Raw genomic sequence first — 18227 nt, forward strand, 5'->3', positions numbered from 1 at the left:
TTCAGACACAGTGTGCTGAATCTGTTGACTGATCGTCAATATATTGCGGTGAAACTGCGCTCCAACTGATGATTAACTTATAAGGATTAGTCTGATAAATAGCTCGTTCGAGGTGAGGGCAGAAATCATTAGCGGATTGTGCTATAATTAGCATGCTAGGTGGTTGAAACCACTTATTAAACGCGGGCTTTTTTGTCAATAGCCAGCATCTTAATAATAAGAAGGAGTGCGACCTATGAAACCTTGGCAACCAATAAAACTCTGGCAGATAGCGGGTGGGGCAGCATTAGTAATCAGTTTGGTCGGGTGTGCTCATCAAGGGGCCGATGTTCCGGTTGCTGCACCAGTAGAGTCGACGACTGTGGCGACATCTATTGCGCAGCCTACTGTACAAGGGACAGTGAATATCCGCGAGCGCATCGCATTACCACCAGATGCGGTAGTTACGGTCACGCTATCGGATGCCTCATTGGCTGATACACCATCACGGGTGATTGCTCAGAAAGCGATCCGTACTGAGGGCAAACAGGCGCCATTTACCTTTATTTTGCCGTTTAATCCAGCAGAAATTCAGCCAAATGCACGTATTATCGTGAGTGCAGCGATTACCCATAATGGTCAGCTACTGTTTATCACCGATACCATCCAGGAAGTGATCAACCGTGGTACCGGTACTCAGGCTAATCTGTTGCTGGTTCCTGTAACCTCTGTCGCTATTGAAACCGCTCCGGTAGGGACGACGACGACGACACCAGGCACTGCCACCATACAGTAGCTTTAACTTGCTGCAACCCCAATAAGTTTGGGGATCAGCGCCACAGGGTATTCACTGTTCTGTGGCGTTTGCTTTAGCAGTATTGCCAGCGATATTGCTGTAAATTAATTCGGCCAGTGGTATCTATTTTAATGCCTTCGGCCAACAATGCTTTTTTTTGCCTAAGATAATCATCACCCATTAATGATATTTCGCCATGGCGGTTAATCACCCGATGCCAGGGTAATGCAGATCCTTCAGGTAAGCGTTTGAGAATGCCGCCGACTTGCCGCGCGGCTTTTGGCGATCCAATCAACCGAGCGATATCGCCATAGGTTGTGACCTGCCCGTATGGGATGGCTGCAACCACCTGGAATACCCGTTGGCGAAAGCTGTCTATTATCGGCGAGTTACCCCGCTCGGTTTGATCCTCTGCTATTTCAGGTTCATTTTGGCTTTGGGTATCGGGTTCTGATGACGTCACTGCATCCTCTTTGGTCGCGGTTATTTACATGGCAGATAGCGTTGCGCAATATGGATATAAATAACATCATTGCTGTTTTTTGTACCAGATGAAAATAGATTTAGCATTTACCTGAGGATGAATGGGTAAGAAATAACCGGTTAGCGTGTGTTGTCTTGCTATTTGGTGGGGCATGGTCGATAATGCCCATCGCTCCAGAGTGCAAGGGGCCGTCAACGTCAATGGAGGCCCTGTTGGTTCTCCCGCAACACTAACTTGTGAACTCGGTCAGATCCGGAAGGAAGCAGCCGTAGCAGGCGAGGTGTGTGCCGGGATGTAGCTGGCAGGGCCTCCACCATTTCTAATATACTGCTGCCTTATGTTATTTCTGTGGTTATCCATCTCCAGTGCCATTTCCCCCAATAACTCTCAGCTTTAAAACTTTTTATCCTATTTGTCAGGGATAGCTACGTAGGTCCATGCCTGAACAGTGGAATGAGATTTTTCTTATTTATTTATCGGTTTTAGTTTCTATTTGTGTTTTAGATTTAGCCGATGATTAATAATATTTTGAAATTATTAGCAGTGAGAGCAAGTTTTAATAAATAGAACAGCAAAGCATTTTCACTTAAATGCTCTTACATAAGTCTGATAACTCACAGGATTTCACTTAAATATCGATAAATAATAACGCGGGGCTAAAGTTAACCTTCAATACCGTGTTCCTATCAAGGCATTTATCTCAAATTAAAACACAGAAAAATCACCGGTTCATTGAAGCCGATAACGATTATCGGCTCAACGTTGTGTGTCTTAACCAGCGTTAAGCAGACTATTTCACATGTTGCCAAACCGTAGGTGGAATTTTATCATAAAGTTTATTCATGGTGAGTTCCGCCAACCGATGATCTGCAGCTGAGTAAAATAATTCCAGTTCATCATCGGAAAGTTCGTACTTATTTTTTTCAATTACACGTTCCAATGTATCAATAGTCGTACATTTTCTTAAACGCATCAGATAGTCAGTTTTTGTCATGGTAATCTTTTCTTCTCGATATAAATTAATATAGGGAAACTATCCCTTAAGTTTTCATCAGGGTACAGATGTATTCCCCCGAGAAAAGTCTGAATAAACGCTCTTTGGTTTTTTGCCAGCGACACAATTCAGGATCATTGATCCCGTAACTGCTAAACAGAGTATATGTATCGTCTAAATATTCTTCTACTAACTCTGAAAGGTCGCTGTCATCCGGGTATTTTATTTTAAAACTCATCACAAATGAAGCTATATGCTCGATCAAATCGTTGAGTTGCAGGTTTACGGCCGATGTTGGGTCATTTACCCACCCATGATGGCTATCACCAAGGGTAGCGATACCCTCATCATACAAACTCTCACATAAAAACTTCAACTGGGCAATATCATACCGCTTAGGCGAGTACTCATCCATATCATCCCCTCCGTAAAGTCTTAATTCGGTGTTGATAACACAATGTGAGTAGATTGATAATCATATAAACGCAGAAGCTTATCGTTAACCTAAATAAACTCGTCATACTATGAATATAAATCATTTCTTCACTCACCGCGCAACTTTATTACTTAATCTTACAATTCGTCAGCGGTTGAGGGCCTGTCATTGTTAATTATATCAAAGGTGATTTTTTTGGGATGTACAATAAATGTTACAGCATTTATTAGGGACTCTTCAGTTTCGATATCTAAACATGGGTTAAAGATATGTGATTGATAACAGTAACTCATTGAATAATGGTAGTCTTCCAAGTGAGAAATATCAAGAATTTCTAATGAGCCGACACCGTATCTGGCATTTTCCGAATAAGACATTAAGCCGGAGACCAACCATCTTTCAATTCCACCGATATTATTGCTGATTACATTCTTCAGTAATGAAATCGGGTAACGCCCTGACGCGAAGTCTCCGGCTATTTCATTGTTCATTTATTGTCCATTCATGATGGTAAGAATAATTAATTTTTGCATTACCATTGTAACAAAAAATGCGATGACATTTGATTTTCAGCAACTACTCGCATGATTTTAATCAAAAAAATAAAATTTAATGAGATTTTTCAACCAATGCTGTTAGTTAACACAGCCTGATGTTATTTGAACCATGCTTTTTTAATAATATAACACGGCCTAAATAGGACTCTTCATATTTAGGATTATTATACACGGTTAATGTAACCGCGCTCTATTAACCTGGAATGCTGAGCTGGTTTGGTCAAGAGGAAGGAACACGCATGACGTCTTTTCTATGGTGTAATTTACCCGTTTACGGACGTTAACCAGCAACGCAGAGGCTAGAGTACCAAAGCCAAGCATCCTCTCTCCAGTAGATGGTCAGTAAAGATAGTTTAATTTAGGGTAACTAACCCTGTTAGTACTGTTGGTTGTGCTAAGAACAGCAGGTCTGTTTCCGCCTGGTGCTTTGTGTGGTGTGGGTATCCCATTATGGTTTGCGATTTTTGAAATTGATAAACCATCGATGTTTTCTTGAGTTTAATTATTTTATGTGATGTTATAATATATCACTAATAATCACCTATTCTTTCCTAATATGAATAAACACTCTTTCCTGGCCCAGCGAAACCGTCTTACTGACTGGAGGTTGTTCTCACTTTCCTCATTACAACGTATCGCGGGGATCGCTTTACTTTGCATATTGCTGTGGTGTGCTATTTATTGGGCGAATGTACTGCCATGATAAAATTGAGAAAAATTGTAATAGGTTATGAGCGAAGCCCACTGACGCCCCCTATTGACGGTTGTTTTGCTGCGGGCTCTCTCACCGCCATTATTGGTGCCAATGGGGCCGGTAAATCCACATTACTCAAAACGTTGGCAGGCTTACAACCCCCATTGGCAGGACAAATAACGTTTACCGACACCAAGGTACCTCAAATGGCCTACCTTCTCCAGCAGGCTGAATTGGATAAGCAGTTTCCCATCGTGGTGCAAGATGTCGTGGCAATGGGGTGCTGGCCACAAAGTGGGTTACTTGGTGGGATTAACCATCTATCACGGCAACGAATCAAACAGGCATTAAATACAGTTGGTATGCAGGATATGGCGCGCCAGTCGGTAGGTGAACTTTCGGGAGGGCAGTTGCAACGGGTCCTGTTTGCTCGTCTTTTAGTCCAACAAGCACCGCTTATCTTGCTGGATGAGCCTTTTGCTGGCATTGATAGCCAAACGGTCAGGTTTTTACTCGAGGTTATTAATCAGTTACACCGTGATGGCCGGACCATTATTGCTGTCTTGCACGATATGTCGATGGTCGCTGAGCATTTCCCCGATGCGCTGTGGCTAACACCTCAGGGCCATTGTTGGCAGCGATCTGAACTGGTTTTAGCCCAATGGCATCACTCACACAATTCATCTTGTGCGCATGCCTCTCTGACACCGCAGCCCGAACCACAGTGGGTTATTACCCTATGACATTGCTCCATTTACTCGCTGATCCTTTTCTGGATTTTGGCTTTATGCGACGGGCATTGGTGGCTTGTCTGGCACTGTCACTCAGTTCAGCCCCTTTAGGGGTTTTCTTATTATTACGACGAATGAGTTTAGTCGGTGATGCACTGTCTCACGCGGTTTTACCGGGAGCCGCGATTGGCTATCTGATTTCGGGTATGTCATTGGTGGCAATGGGCATCGGCGGTTTTATTGCTGGCTTGGCAGTGGCCATGATGTCTGGTTGGGTCAGCCGCCGGACATTATTAAAAGAAGACGCCAGTTTTGCCGGTTTCTACCTTGGCTCCCTGGCGTTAGGGGTCACGTTGGTATCATTGCGTGGTTCCAGCATGGATCTGCTCCATGTGTTATTCGGTTCTATTTTGGCCGTTGATCCCAGAGCCATGACCATGGTCGGGATTATCACCACATTTTCTATGCTGACTTTAGCCGCCATTTACCGGGCGCTGGTGATTGAATCGTTCGATCCGGTCTTTCTGCGGGTCAGTATGGGGCGCTGGTTGATGGTAATCCACGGGCTATTTTTGTCGTTGGTTGTCATCAATCTGGTTGCCGGGTTTCAGATCCTTGGCACCCTGATGTCTGTCGGGTTGATGATGTTACCTGCCGCCAGTGCCCGTTTCTGGGCAAAAAATCTTCCTCAAACCTTGGGTATCGCCATGGTTATCGGCATGGTTGCCAGCATTGTCGGTTTGTTATGGTCTTATTACGCGTCATTGCCTGCCGGTCCGGCAATTGTCCTCAGCGCCAGTCTGATTTTCTTTTTATCCATCTTATTTGGCACGCGGGGTGGCGTATTGGTCACTGCGCGCCGTTGAGAACTATTTATTATTATTGAGAACCCAGTGTTATTAAAGGAGAGTTAAATGAAGCGTTTACCCATTGGTTTGGCGGTGGCTGCCTTATTGTCAAGCCCATTGGCGATGGCAAAAACCGTTGAAGCTGTTGCCAGTTTTTCTATTTTAGGTGATATCGTCCAGCAGGTAGGGGGCGAGCATGTCAACGTGGTGACGTTGGTTGGACCGGATGGTGATCCTCATGGTTTTGAACCCACGCCGAAAAACAGTCAGCAATTATTTAAAGCTGATGTGGTGTTTGTGAGCGGGTTAGGGCTAGAAGGGTGGCTAGAGCGGTTGATCAGTGCCTCTGGTTATCAAGGGCCGGTGGTTATCGCCTCAACCGGGGTGGATAGCCGTAAAATGAACGAAGAGGGCAAGACGGTGACCGATCCCCATGCATGGAATAGCATGGCTAATGGCATTAAATATGCCAACAATGTCATGAATGCACTGATCGTTGCTGATCCGCAAGATGCTGATTATTTCCGTAAACGCGGTAGAGAATACATCCAGCAATTGGAAAAACTGGATGCCTATGCAAAAGCGCAGTTTGCAACGATCCCCGCTGAACAACGCAAAGTCCTGACCAGTCATGATGCTTTCGGCTATTTTAGCCAGGAGTATGGGGTTAATTTTTTGTCCCCAGTGGGATTCTCAACTGAGTCTGAAGCCAGTGCCAGCGATGTGGCGGCATTAATTAAACAAATCAAGCAAGAGAAAATCAAAACGTATTTTATTGAAAATCAGACTGATCCGCGTTTGGTAAAACAAATTGCCGCGGCCAGTGGCGCTAAAGCTGGCGGGGAACTCTACCCTGAAGCATTGTCAACAGCAGGTGGCCCTGCAGCGACGTATAGCGAAGCATTTAAACACAATGTGGATACTATTGTAGGCAGTATGAAATAATATGTAACCACTAGAAATAGTGGCAGAAAAAAGCCCCGCTGGGCAGCAACGGGGCTTATTATTACAGCAAACTGATGAGCCGATAACGAACTAAAATCAACGCTTCTTATGGGTCCCTCCCTGAACGGCTTTAAAACGTGGATTGCTTTTACAAATAACATACACCCGGCCACGGCGACGGACGATTTTGCAATCCGGATGACGGTTTTTGGCTGAACGTAATGAACTCAATACTTGCATAGTTAACTCTCAGAATTAGCTGGCTTTTTTAGTCAGGAAACGACCAAAACGTTGATTGAAGCGTGCGGTACTGCCTTCTTTTGAAAACTCTTTTTGTTTACCGGTGTAGTACGGATGCGAGGCTGAGGAGATATCCAGCGTGACATAAGGATAGCTCTGCCCATCGCGTTCAATAGTCCGTGCTGTGGCAATGGTTGAACCCACAGTGAAATAGGTGTCTGCACTGGTATCGTGAAATACCACAGTCCGATAGTTGGGATGAATACCCGGTTTCATAAGAACTCCATATGTTATGTTATAATATAACAATAATTATGCGCCATTCACTTTTCAGTTTCAAGTCCAAATGAAAAAAACTCGCAAACCGAAGTCTGCGGGGAGCTTGCTGGCACAGTTAAATGGGGAGGTTGTTGGCAACGTTAAATAAAGGGGAAACGTGCTGCTGGGGTCGTAACGGCGTGAGCCGTCGGATCGCTTCAAGGTGCGGTCAACCCTTCACTCACTAAGCTATAAATAGCTTTCTCATTAACCACAAGCCGAAGTTTGCGGGCTTTTTAACAAAGTAGCACGGGTCAGATAAAGACAAAGGCCGCATCTGCGGCCTTTAACGTGACAACATGGTTGTTAATAAGGTTTACTTCGCCTTAGGGTCAACAGCATGAGTATGTTCTATATCTTCAGATTTTCGACTGAAGCGGCGGCGAACCACCACAAAGAATAACGGAACAAAGAAGATAGCCAGTACTGTCGCGGTTATCATCCCGCCCATGACACCGGTACCTACCGCATTCTGTGCACCAGAACCTGCACCGCTACTGATAACCAGTGGCAGAACCCCAAGGATAAAGGCCAGTGAGGTCATCAGGATTGGACGCAGGCGCATACGTACTGCTTCCAACGTTGATTCCACCAAGCCTTTGCCTTCTTTGTCCATTAAGTCCTTGGCGAACTCAACAATCAAGATGGCGTTCTTGGCCGACAACCCGATGGTGGTCAACAAGCCTACCTGGAAGTAAACGTCGTTATTTAAGCCGCGCAACGAGGCGGCCAGTAACGCACCAACCACACCCAGTGGTACCACCAACATAACAGAGAATGGAATCGACCAGCTTTCATACAACGCAGCCAGACACAAGAAGACCACAATCAGTGAGATTGCGTACAGTGCCGGTGCCTGGTTACCAGACATACGTTCCTGATAGGACATACCTGTCCAGTCATAACCGATGCCGCTTGGTAATTTAGAGGCCAAATCCTGCATCAGGTCCATTGCCTCACCGGTACTTTTACCCGGTGCAGCCTGACCCAGAATTTCCATGGATGGCAAGCCGTTGTAGCGTTCAAGTCGCGGTGAACCGTATTCCCATTTTGCACTGGAGAAGGTAGCAAATGATACCATCTGACCTGAGCTGTTACGGACATACCACTTGTCGATATCACCCGGTAACATACGGAATGGTGCATCAGCCTGCACATAAACTTTCTTCACCCGACCACGGTCGATAAAGTCGTTTACGTAGCTGCCGCCCATAGCAGAACCGAGGGTGGTATTGATATCCGAAATTGCTACACCAAGAGCCTGTGCTTTTTCTTGATCAACTTCCACTTTGAACTGAGGTGTATCTTCCAGTCCGTTTGGCCGCATACCGACCAGCATATCCGGATGTTGCGCCGCCATGCCGAGCAGTTGGTTGCGCGCTTCAGTTAACTTCTGATGGCCGAGGTTACCCTGATCAATTAACTGGAAGTCAAAGCCGGTAGCGGTACCTAATTCCACAATTGCTGGCAAGTTAAAGGCGAACACCAAACCGTCTTTAATTTGCGAGAAGGCTGCCGAGGCGCGGGCAACGATTGCCGGAACTTTGTTTTGCTCACCTGGACGTTCATCCCAGTTTTTCAGACTGACGAATGCCAGCCCGGTGTTCTGACCCTGACCACTGAAACCGAAGCCGTTAACGGTAAATACGGAGTTAACAACGTCTTTTTCTTTGTCGAGATAATAGTCAGTAACCTGGTTCAATACATTCTGGGTACGTTCTTGCGTCGCCCCCGCAGGCATTTGCACCATGGTCAGGAACACGCCCTGATCCTCTTCCGGCAAGAATGATGTTGGTAAGCGCAGGAATAGCACGGCCATACCAATCACGATCAGCAGATAGATCACCAAATAACGGCCAGTGCTGCGCAGAATGTTGGCAACGCTGTCGGTATAGTGATGAGTGCTTTTCTCGAACATGCGGTTAAACCAACCGAAGAAGCCGGTTTTCGGACCATGTTCACCTTTGGCAATCGGTTTTAGCATCGTTGCGCACAATGCAGGTGTCAGAATCAATGCCACCAGAACCGAGAGCACCATGGCTGAAACGATAGTAATAGAGAACTGACGATAAATCGCCCCGGTTGCGCCGCCGAAGAAGGCCATCGGGATAAATACCGCCGACAGTACCATCGCGATTCCCACCAATGCGCCCTGGATTTGATCCATAGACTTTTTGGTGGCTTCTTTCGGTGGTAGCCCTTCCTCTTGCATGACACGTTCGACGTTCTCTACTACCACGATGGCGTCATCCACCAATAGCCCTATCGCCAACACCATCCCGAACATCGTTAGGGTGTTTATCGAATAGCCAAAGGCGGAGAGGATGGCAAAGGTCCCCAGCAATACAACCGGTACTGCAATCGTCGGAATCAACGTTGCACGGAAGTTTTGCAAGAACAGGTACATTACCAAGAACACCAGAATAATGGCTTCTACCAGCGTTTTAACCACTTCATTAATGGAGATTTTAACGAACGGAGTGGTGTCATACGGATAAACCACTTTCAACCCTGCCGGGAAGAACGGCTGTAATTTTGCCAGTTCAGCTTTGACTGCCGCAGAAGTATTCAGGGCGTTAGCCCCTGTCGCCAGCTTAATACCGATACCTGCTGCTGGTTTACCATTATAACGAGCGATAATGTTATAGCTTTCAGCACCCAGTTGAACGATAGCCACATCTTTCAAGCGAACCTGTGAACCATCAGTATTCACTTTCAGCATGATCTGGCTGAATTCTTCTGCATTGGTTAAACGGGTCTGCGCAATGATTGATGAGTTCAATTCCTGACCAGGTACCGGAGGTGTCCCCCCTAACTGGCCAGCTGCGACCTGGTTATTTTGTACTTTAATCGCGTTGATTACATCAACCGGTGTCAAACCGAAGTTATTCAGTTTATGCGGGTCCATCCAGATACGCATCGCGTATTGGGAACCAAACAGTTGAACATCCCCCACACCAGCGGTACGGCTGATAGGGTCTTTAACGTTAGAACCCACATAGTCAGCGATATCTTCTTGTTTCATGGTGCCGTCTTCAGAAATAAAGCCGGCAACCATCAGGAAGCTACTACTGGACTTTTCAACGCTCACACCTTGCTGCTGCACTTCTTGCGGCAGTAAAGGCATGGCTAATTGCAGTTTGTTCTGCACCTGAACCTGAGCGATATCTGGGTCAGTGCCTGAGTTAAAGGTCAACGTCAACTGAACGTTACCGGAGGAGTCACTGCTAGAAGACATGTACAGCAAGTTATCGATACCGTTCATGTTCTGTTCGATAACCTGCGTAACTGTATTTTGCACAGTGGTCGCATCGGCGCCAGGGTAGTTGGCGGAGATTGAAATTGCCGGTGGCGCAATGGTCGGATATTGCGCTACGGGTAATTTCATTATCGCCAGGGAACCAGCCAACATAATTATGATGGCGATAACCCAAGCGAAAATAGGGCGATCAATAAAGAACTTAGCCATGAATTACCGGCTCCTTTTAAGACTTCTTCGCTGTGTCAGCCGGGGCTGCTTTTTGTTCTGCCTCAGTCACTTCCTGCACTTTCACCTGCACGCCCGGTCTGATTTTCTGCAAGCCAGAAACAATCAGGCGATCGCCTGCTTTCAAGCCTTCAGTAACCAACCATTTATTACCGATGGCCTGATTAGCGACCAGTGTCCGCAACTCAACTTTGTCATCTGCGCCAACAACCATGGCTGTTGCTTCGCCACGTGGGTTACGCGTCACACCTTGTTGAGGTACTAACAGTGCGTCAGGTCTGACACCTTCATCCAGACGAGCACGGACAAACATCCCTGGCAACAAAGCTTCATTCGGGTTAGGGAAGATGGCACGGATAGTAATTGAACCGGTGGTTTCATCCACGGTCACGCCAGAGAATTCCAATGTACCGATTTCAGCGTATTCAGTGCCGTTCTCCAGTAATAAACGAACCTTGGCCTTACCGTTTTCTTGTTTGAGGGTGCCATCAGCCAGTTCTTTTTTCAGGCGCAAGAATTCATCGCTTGATTGAGTCACATCGACATACATTGGATCCAGTTGCTGAACCGTCGTCATCGCTGTTGCCTGACCACTGGTTACCAATGCCCCTTCAGTGACTGAAGATTTACCGGTACGCCCACTGATTGGCGAAGTAACCTGAGTATAGGCCAAGTTAATACGTGCAGATTCTACCGCTGCTTTGGCCGCGAGAACACTGGCATTAGCTTGCATTGAGTTAGACACTGCCTGGTCGTACTCTTGCTTACTGATGTAGTTAGTACCCAGTAATGGTTTGTAGCGATTCACGGTCAGACGTGCGATTTCAGCGGCTGCCTGTGCTTTGGCTAAATCCCCCTTTGCGCTGTCATAAGCGGCCTGATAAGTGGCAGGGTCAATTTGATAAAGTGATGTTCCGGCGGTGACATCACTGCCTTCAACATAGTTACGTTTAAGAATAATCCCACTAACTTGCGGGCGAACTTCTGCAACACGGAATGCGGACGTGCGGCCCGGTAGTTCGGTTGTGATATTCAGTGGTGCCGCTTTCAATGTCACAATGCCGACTTCAGGTGTTTGTTGAGCATGGGCTTGCGCCGCATCTTTGTCATTACATCCTATAAGTACTAAGCTGCCTGAAAGTACCAGAATTGCAGCCAGAGGCATTACCCCTCTGTTTTTGCTCATAGATAAACCTCAAGTGTCCGATTTTTAATTTAATTCAATGGATCACAAGCTTTAAAACCCATTGCTGCGTAAATTATATGTGCGTGCTATGGTACATACATTCGTGAATGTATGTAAATCGCACCCCCTCGAAAAAACAACGCTATGGCACGAAAAACCAAACAGAAAGCTGAAGAGACCCGGCAACAAATTCTTGATGCCGCAGTACAGGAATTTTCTGCGCATGGCGTTTCCGGCACCTCACTTGCTGATATTGCTGTCGCCGCAGGCGTAACCCGAGGCGCAATTTACTGGCACTTCAAGAATAAGGTAGACCTGTTTAACGAAGTTTGGGCGTTATCAGAGTCTAAAATTGATCAGCTCGAATTAGAGTATCAGGTAAAATATCCTGATAATCCACTCCGCATCCTGCGTGAAATTCTTATTTATGTTCTGGTTTCTACGCGTGAGGATTGCCGACGCCGCGCATTAATGGAAATTGTCTTCCATAAATGCGAGTTTGTCGGTGAGATGTCCTCGGTCCATGACGCACGTAAAGTTCTTGATTTAGCTAGTTATGAGCGAATTGCGTCGGTTTTGCAAGGCTGTATTGATGCCAATCAATTGCCTGCCAATCTTGATACTCACCGCGCGGCAATAATCATGAAAGCTTATATTACAGGTTTGATGGAAAACTGGCTGTTTATGCCAGAAAGTTTTGATATAAAGCAAGAGGCACCGATATTAATTGATGCTTATCTGGATATGTTAGTCCACAGCCTTTCATTACGACGAGAGATTAATAGCAGGGTATCGGATTAACTGGAATAGTTTATAGGAGTAATGAATTATGAGTTCACTGGTCGTGATTGCCAATGGGGCCGCTTATGGCCATGAGTCATTATTTAGTGCCCTACGTCTATCTATTGCCTTGAAAGAACAACAAACCGATCTCGATCTACGCCTATTCTTAATGTCTGATGCGGTCATTGCCGGGCTTAACGGGCAACAGCCACGAGAAGGCTATAATTTATAGCAGATGCTGGAAATTCTTACGGCACAGAATGTACCGATTAAATTATGCAAAACCGGTACGGATGCCTGCGGTGTCAGTGGATTAACACTGGTTGATGGTGTCGAAATCGGTACTTTGGTTGAGCAGGCTCAATGGACGCTGGCTGCCGAGAAGGTTCTGACGTTCTGAATTACTGCTATTATGTTCCTTAATCAACCGATATTGTGGGCTGTTACATCCTATTCAATAACAAGTGCGCAACTGCCCGCATTATTACAGCTACTCACGCTCTGAAAGACTTTTCTTATAATGACCCAAGACTGAACGTGATAGGATTTCAGCCTCTCTGTTGAAGTGAAGTTCAAATATGAGCAGCAGATTTCATAATCAATTTTCTTTACCGTTTTCTTTGCGCATGACGTCGTCAGTAGGCGCATTTGTTGCGCGCCTTAACATGATGATTATCCTGATTATAATGGCACTGATATTGTCATCGTCGGCCATGGCATCCGGTATCAATATTGATGTGCCGACTCGCAGTGAAGTACTGAGCCAGTTAGATGCATTATCAAAACAAAAAATATTATCACCAGCGGAGAAACTCGCACAGCAAGATCTGACTAACACGTTGGAATACCTTGATACCATCGAGCGTACCAAGCAGGAAGCGAACCAGCTTAGACAACAGTTGGCGCAAGCCCCAACGAAGTTACGTCAGGCGACGGAAGCGCTAGATGCGCTTAAGAACAGTTCAGCAGATACCCTGACCCGCGAGTCGCTGGCAAACTACTCATTGCGTCAGTTGGAGTCGCGCCTCAATGAAACCCTGGATGATTTACAATCAGCTCAGGAAGACCTCTCTGCGTATAACAGCCAATTAATTTCCCTGCAAACCCAGCCAGAACGGGTACAGAGTGCGATGTATAACGCGTCAATGCGCTTAATGCAGATTCGCAATCAACTCAATGGGTTGGCTCCGGGCCAAGAGGTTTTACGCCCAACCCAGCAGCAAGAGTTATTGACCGAGCAGGTGATGCTAAACGGGCAGTTGGATTTGCAGCGTAAAAATCTGGAAGCCAACACCACTCTACAAGATTTACTGCAAAAACAACGGGATTACACCACTGCGCACATTGACCAACTGGAGCGTTATGTTCAGCTACTGCAAGAGGTGGTCAGTGGTAAACGGCTAATTCTGTCTGAGAAAACAGCCAAAGAAGCGCAAGCCCCCAGTGATGCTACTGATATTCAACATGATCCGTTAGTCAGCCGGGAACTGGCGATTAACAAAGAATTAAGCGAACGGCTGATTAACGCCACTAAAGAAGGCAACACGCTGGTACAACAGAATATCAGAGTTAAAAACTGGCTGGATCGTGCCCTGCAATCTGAGCGTAATTTAAAAGAACAAATCACCGTATTACGGGGCAGTTTGCTGCTTTCACGTATTCTGTACCAGCAGCAGCTCAATTTACCGGCTTCCGGCTTGATTACTAATATGGGGCCACGCATAGCTGATTTGCGGCTGGAGCAATTTGAAATCAATCAGCAGCGTGACCAGTTATTCCAAGGTGATGACTACATCCAAACTCTGGTGAATGGCAGCAAAGAGAAAATCAGCCCTGATGTAGAAGACGCGTTAGGGCAGATTGTTGATATCAGGCGTGAACTGCTGGATCAATTGAATAAGCAACTGGGTAATCAACTGACACTGGCTATCAATCTGCAAATTAACCAACAGCAGCTATTGAGTGTGAATCAATCACTGCAACATACTTTAACGCAGCAGATTTTTTGGGTTAGCAGTAATAAACCGATGGATTGGTCTTGGCTGAAAGCACTGCCGGGCGCGCTTTCCGCTGAAGTGAGTAATTTCCACATTACCTTGTCACTGGGTGATTTATTGGCAGGTTTGATCAAATCACTGGTGTTCCTGGTGCCCATGCTGATTGTGGTGGTAGTGATCCGGTCACGCTATAAAATCATTAATAAACATCTTGATAGGCTGGCCGCTGATGTTGGGCAATTAAAGCACGATAGCCAGATGCATACACCCAACGCGATCATTCTTACTTTACTGAAGGTGTTGCCGGGTGCCTTAATCATATTAGGCATTGGCTACTGGTGCTCGCGTTCGGACTTCAATCTCAGTGAGTTATTCTGGAGCTTCTTCCAACGGTTAGCCTTGTTCTGGCTGGTATTTGATCTGACCTATCGTATGTTATCCCCTGGAGGGATAACCGAGCGGCACTTTATGATAGCAGCTGACCGATGCGCTCATTATCGCCGCCAAATGGTGCGTTTGGGCACTGCATTATTGCCGGTGATCTTCTGGTCGACATTGGGGGATAAAAGCCCACTTCGATTAGTGGATGATGTTATCGGGCAGATTGTCATTGTTATTGCGCTGGCATTGTTAGCTCTGTTCGTCTACCCATTCTGCCGTGATAGCTGGCGCGAGAAAGACTCCCATGCGGTGCGATTGGTGATTGTTACCGCGATAGCGGTAACCCCGATTATCTTGATTGGATTAATGATTGCCGGGTATTTCTATACAACATTGCAACTGGCAGGCCGTTGGATTGATAGCCTGTATTTATTATTCCTGTGGAATATTGTTTATCTAACTGCAATTCGTGGCTTAGGGGTTGCAGCACGGCGTTTAGCTTATCGTCGTGCGATTGCCCGACGGCAAAGTATGGTAAAAGAGGGGGCCGAAGGTGGTGAGCCAGTAGAAGAGCCACCATTGGCATTGGATCAAATTAACCAACAGTCATTACGCCTGACCACTATGGCGTTGTTCCTCATCTTTGCCACTGGCTTCTACTGGATTTGGGCTGATCTGATAACGGTTATTTCCTATCTGGACAGTATCTCTTTGTGGCATTACACCACAACAGTGGCGGGTGCTAGCGTAACGCAGGCGGTGACATTGGGTAATATGCTGGTGGCCTTGATGGCTTTGGTGGTTGCCTATGTTCTGACGCGCAACTTACCTGGGTTGCTCGAAGTTGTGGTGTTGTCGCGCTTACAATTACGGCAAGGAACGTCTTACGCCATCACCACCATCCTGACTTACCTTATTACCGCCGTCGGAGGGATAACCGCGCTAAGTTCACTTGGGGTTTCATGGGATAAATTGCAATGGCTGGTGGCTGCGCTGTCCGTAGGTTTGGGGTTTGGTTTACAGGAAATCTTTGCCAACTTTGTATCAGGTTTGATTATTCTGTTTGAACGCCCCGTTCGTATCGGCGATACCATTACCATCGGCACCTTTTCGGGTAATGTCAGCAAGATACGGATCCGTGCGACAACCATTACCGATTTTGACCGTAAAGAAGTGATTATTCCAAACAAGGCTTTTGTTACCGAACGCCTGATTAACTGGTCACTGTCAGACACGATCACCCGCATCATTATTAAAGTTGGGGTCGCATATGGTTCTGATTTGGCAAGAGTAAAAGAGGTGCTTTTACAAGCGGCCCATGAGAATCCACGGGTTATGACTGATCCTGAGCCTCAGGTCTTCTTCCTTAATTTCGGTAGTAGTACCCTTGATCACGAATTACGTCTGTATGTGCGTGAACTACGGGATCGCAGCTACACGGTGGATGAGCTTAATCGGGCAATTGATAAATTATGTCGCGAGAATGACATCAATATCGCCTTTAACCAGTTGGAAGTGTATTTGCATAAACCGGATGGTACCGAGGTTCAGGAAGTGGGGAGCCCGCTTGATACTAAAGGTTTACCCGTTGCGCAATCTGATCTGGGGGATACCAAGCCTGACCTACCGGATATCAATAAGCCACTTGCTTGAGGCTATCTGGTTGCAGGGTAAGAGTGGGGCAATAACTTACTCTTATTCGTAGAGGCAGTGAGGCGACACTTTGCTGTGTCGCCTCGGTTACCCCTCAGAAGTAACAGACTTAATCTGGGGTTTGATGGCGGAGTTTACGCTGATAATCAAGTTGCACGATCGCTAACGCCGCCAGTGCTGTTTCTGGCGCTATCTCATTACATTCCAGCAGATAGATAAGATCTACTGCCAGTTGCAGTTCTGGTGGTGCTTTTTCAACTGACATAATGTAGCCAACATTTGATTTTCAGTTAATTGGGAAAGCCGGGTGGGAACATCTTACTGCGAGCTTCCACCTGACATCATTATTTCAATCCGTAAGTTATTATAGATAACTATTCTCAGTTAGAATCATTAATGATTCAAAAAATGTGACAAATATTCAAAAACCGTTCTCTTTTTTTTCAATATTGCGCTCTATTTTGATCAGCGCTTGCCGGCATCGCATCAGACGGCCTTCCAATGCCGCGAGTTCTTTTTGTATCTTTTGCTGCTCGGATAACAAACTTTGCTTACCAAGCTGGCTCTCTCTATCCTGAATCATGGTCAGTATTCGCCGCTCATAATCTTGATGCTCAGCCAGCTTATGGTAAGGATCAAATTTATTATCCTTGGGTTCAGGGTTGGATTTCCTCAACTTTTGTGTTGCCAGCTCTCTTTGTAATGCAGAAATCTGTGCAACCAGCTTTTCAGCTAAAAAGGCGACCTGCTGGGTGCGATTTTCTGCAACCACCAGTTTCAGTTGCGCCATGTTTTTGCGCACTTCCTGTAGATAATCGCGAAAGCGGTTACCATGATTACCGAATAGGTTTAGATCAAAACGGGCTTGCTGTGAGGGTGTGTTAGCTTGAGAGCCAACCTGCGCCGACAGTGTTTCAATTTGGCTTTCAAGCACCTGCAATAACTTTTCCGTACTCATGGCGCTTCTCCTGGGCATTTTCCCGTCAGCTTGCCTTTGAATAGTAACAGTTACAAGCAATAGGCTAAATAAAATGGATAGATGCGTATTGTGCTAATAATGGCAAGAATATCTGTTGATGATGGCCAGCGCATGCGTTAATGATAAGGCCATGTTGATGAGTATTATAAAGGGAGTTTATGTCTCGTTGGTTGTTAATAATTTTAGGTTGGCTGGCGGTGGTGTTGGCAACCTTAGGTGTCGTGCTTCCCCTTTTGCCCACGACACCGTTTCTGCTACTGGCTGCGTGGTGCTTCGCACGATCCTCTCCCCGTTTCCATCGTTGGTTGCTCTATCGCTCATGGTTTGGCTGCTATATACGCAGTTGGCAGCAACATCGTGCTTTGCCTCCGGGGGCTAAATGGAAGGCAGTATTGGTCACGCTACTCACATTCACTGTTTCACTTTGGTGGGTAAAAATCTGGTGGGTCAGAGGCATATTGCTTATTATATTAATCATATTGTTGACCTTCATGTTGCGGATGCCTGTTATTGACCCATCGCCACAAGAACGGCGCTGATCACTGCACATCAGTTGCATTTTAATGTCAGTTTGCATAGATTTTAGCGTTTTCGTGCGCGGGGATAATCCTCGTTGCATCCTTAGGGTTAAGGATGCAGTGACTTAAGCTATCCGGTGTTATCGATAGAATAAGTGACTCAGCCGATGCTATTTAACATTGGCTGGCCGCGCTTTAGTATGTACAGCAGTTTTATCAGG

The 18227-nt window shown here is 46.1% G+C and carries 17 protein-coding genes, 1 other RNA gene and 1 pseudogene; 9 read left to right on the forward strand and 10 right to left on the reverse strand.

Features of this window, described 5'->3' with window-relative positions; all coding sequences use genetic code 11:
* Positions 1 to 235: 235 nt before the first annotated feature.
* Positions 236 to 775 carry a YbaY family lipoprotein gene (locus AEP37_RS02430; RefSeq protein WP_049609299.1) on the forward strand — a complete coding sequence of 180 codons (540 nt, stop codon included), beginning with the start codon at positions 236 to 238 and terminating at the stop codon, positions 773 to 775.
* A gap of 73 nt (positions 776 to 848) precedes the next feature.
* Here the strand turns inward: AEP37_RS02430 and AEP37_RS02435 are convergent, their stop codons facing one another.
* Positions 849 to 1193, reverse strand: a complete 345-nt coding sequence (locus AEP37_RS02435) for an MGMT family protein (protein WP_235801354.1) — start codon at positions 1191 to 1193, stop codon at positions 849 to 851.
* 276 nt (positions 1194 to 1469) lie between these two features.
* Here AEP37_RS02435 and ffs point away from each other — a divergent pair.
* Positions 1470 to 1566: signal recognition particle sRNA small type (ffs, locus tag AEP37_RS24540), an RNA gene on the forward strand.
* 483 nt (positions 1567 to 2049) lie between these two features.
* On the opposite strand, the gene ymoA is transcribed toward ffs, so the two are convergent.
* From ymoA to AEP37_RS02450, 3 genes are all read right to left on the reverse strand, one after another.
* A complete protein-coding gene (gene ymoA / locus AEP37_RS02440; RefSeq protein WP_002208622.1) occupies positions 2050 to 2253 on the reverse strand; it encodes an expression modulating protein YmoA in 204 nt (67 codons plus the stop codon).
* A 46-nt stretch (positions 2254 to 2299) separates the two neighbouring features.
* Positions 2300 to 2668 carry an Hha toxicity modulator TomB gene (tomB, locus tag AEP37_RS02445; RefSeq protein WP_049609302.1) on the reverse strand — a complete coding sequence of 123 codons (369 nt, stop codon included), beginning with the start codon at positions 2666 to 2668 and terminating at the stop codon, positions 2300 to 2302.
* 158 nt (positions 2669 to 2826) lie between these two features.
* Entirely contained in the window at positions 2827 to 3180 is a 354-nt protein-coding gene (locus tag AEP37_RS02450) for a hypothetical protein (RefSeq protein ID WP_049609304.1), read from the reverse strand.
* Positions 3181 to 3945: 765 nt separating this feature from the next.
* Between AEP37_RS02450 and AEP37_RS02455 the strand changes: the two genes are divergently transcribed.
* The 3 genes from AEP37_RS02455 to AEP37_RS02465 are packed head-to-tail and all read left to right on the forward strand — an operon-like array spanning position 3946 to position 6464.
* Positions 3946 to 4683, forward strand: a complete 738-nt coding sequence (locus AEP37_RS02455) for a metal ABC transporter ATP-binding protein (RefSeq protein WP_049609306.1) — start codon at positions 3946 to 3948, stop codon at positions 4681 to 4683.
* Positions 4680 to 5537 carry a metal ABC transporter permease gene (locus AEP37_RS02460; protein WP_049609308.1) on the forward strand — a complete coding sequence of 286 codons (858 nt, stop codon included), beginning with the start codon at positions 4680 to 4682 and terminating at the stop codon, positions 5535 to 5537. The genes AEP37_RS02455 and AEP37_RS02460 overlap by 4 nt, the downstream gene beginning before the upstream one ends.
* 48 nt (positions 5538 to 5585) lie before the next feature.
* Positions 5586 to 6464, forward strand: coding sequence for a metal ABC transporter substrate-binding protein (locus tag AEP37_RS02465; RefSeq protein WP_049609310.1), 879 nt, complete (start codon positions 5586 to 5588; stop codon positions 6462 to 6464).
* A gap of 96 nt (positions 6465 to 6560) precedes the next feature.
* On the opposite strand, the gene ykgO is transcribed toward AEP37_RS02465, so the two are convergent.
* The 4 genes from ykgO to acrA form a co-directional block, all read right to left on the reverse strand.
* The gene (gene ykgO, locus AEP37_RS24140; protein ID WP_002208618.1) at positions 6561 to 6704 is read right to left on the reverse strand and encodes a type B 50S ribosomal protein L36; all 144 of its coding nucleotides are present in this window, start codon (positions 6702 to 6704) and stop codon (positions 6561 to 6563) included.
* Positions 6705 to 6719: 15 nt separating this feature from the next.
* On the reverse strand, positions 6720 to 6980 hold the full coding sequence (locus tag AEP37_RS02470) for a type B 50S ribosomal protein L31 (RefSeq protein WP_049609312.1): 261 nt from the start codon (positions 6978 to 6980) through the stop codon (positions 6720 to 6722).
* A gap of 358 nt (positions 6981 to 7338) precedes the next feature.
* Positions 7339 to 10491, reverse strand: coding sequence for an efflux RND transporter permease AcrB (acrB, locus tag AEP37_RS02475; protein WP_049609314.1), 3153 nt, complete (start codon positions 10489 to 10491; stop codon positions 7339 to 7341).
* A gap of 16 nt (positions 10492 to 10507) precedes the next feature.
* Entirely contained in the window at positions 10508 to 11695 is a 1188-nt protein-coding gene (gene acrA, locus AEP37_RS02480) for an efflux RND transporter adaptor subunit AcrA (protein WP_049609316.1), read from the reverse strand.
* Positions 11696 to 11839: 144 nt separating this feature from the next.
* Here acrA and acrR point away from each other — a divergent pair, with 144 nt between their 5' ends.
* The 3 genes and pseudogenes from acrR to mscK all read left to right on the forward strand — a co-directional run bounded on the left by acrR (position 11840) and on the right by mscK (position 16509).
* Positions 11840 to 12496, forward strand: coding sequence for a multidrug efflux transporter transcriptional repressor AcrR (gene acrR / locus AEP37_RS02485; protein ID WP_049609318.1), 657 nt, complete (start codon positions 11840 to 11842; stop codon positions 12494 to 12496).
* A gap of 28 nt (positions 12497 to 12524) precedes the next feature.
* Positions 12525 to 12878 (forward strand): annotated as a pseudogene (locus AEP37_RS02490) (DsrE/DsrF/TusD sulfur relay family protein).
* Between the two features lie 178 nt (positions 12879 to 13056).
* The gene (mscK, locus tag AEP37_RS02495; protein ID WP_049609320.1) at positions 13057 to 16509 is read left to right on the forward strand and encodes a mechanosensitive channel MscK; all 3453 of its coding nucleotides are present in this window, start codon (positions 13057 to 13059) and stop codon (positions 16507 to 16509) included.
* Between the two features lie 109 nt (positions 16510 to 16618).
* Here the strand turns inward: mscK and rsmS are convergent, their stop codons facing one another.
* Positions 16619 to 16774 carry a pleiotropic regulatory protein RsmS gene (rsmS, locus tag AEP37_RS24145; RefSeq protein WP_053101925.1) on the reverse strand — a complete coding sequence of 52 codons (156 nt, stop codon included), beginning with the start codon at positions 16772 to 16774 and terminating at the stop codon, positions 16619 to 16621.
* A gap of 156 nt (positions 16775 to 16930) precedes the next feature.
* Positions 16931 to 17467, reverse strand: a complete 537-nt coding sequence (gene priC, locus AEP37_RS02500; protein WP_049609322.1) for a primosomal replication protein PriC — start codon at positions 17465 to 17467, stop codon at positions 16931 to 16933.
* Between the two features lie 179 nt (positions 17468 to 17646).
* On the opposite strand from priC, the gene AEP37_RS24150 reads away from it, so the two are divergent.
* Positions 17647 to 18027 (forward strand): DUF454 family protein, encoded by a 381-nt coding sequence (locus AEP37_RS24150; protein WP_053101927.1) that lies wholly within the window; start codon positions 17647 to 17649, stop codon positions 18025 to 18027.
* Positions 18028 to 18227: the final 200 nt, after the last annotated feature.

Source organism: Yersinia pekkanenii, from assembly GCF_001152565.1.
Classification (GTDB): domain Bacteria; phylum Pseudomonadota; class Gammaproteobacteria; order Enterobacterales; family Enterobacteriaceae; genus Yersinia; species Yersinia pekkanenii.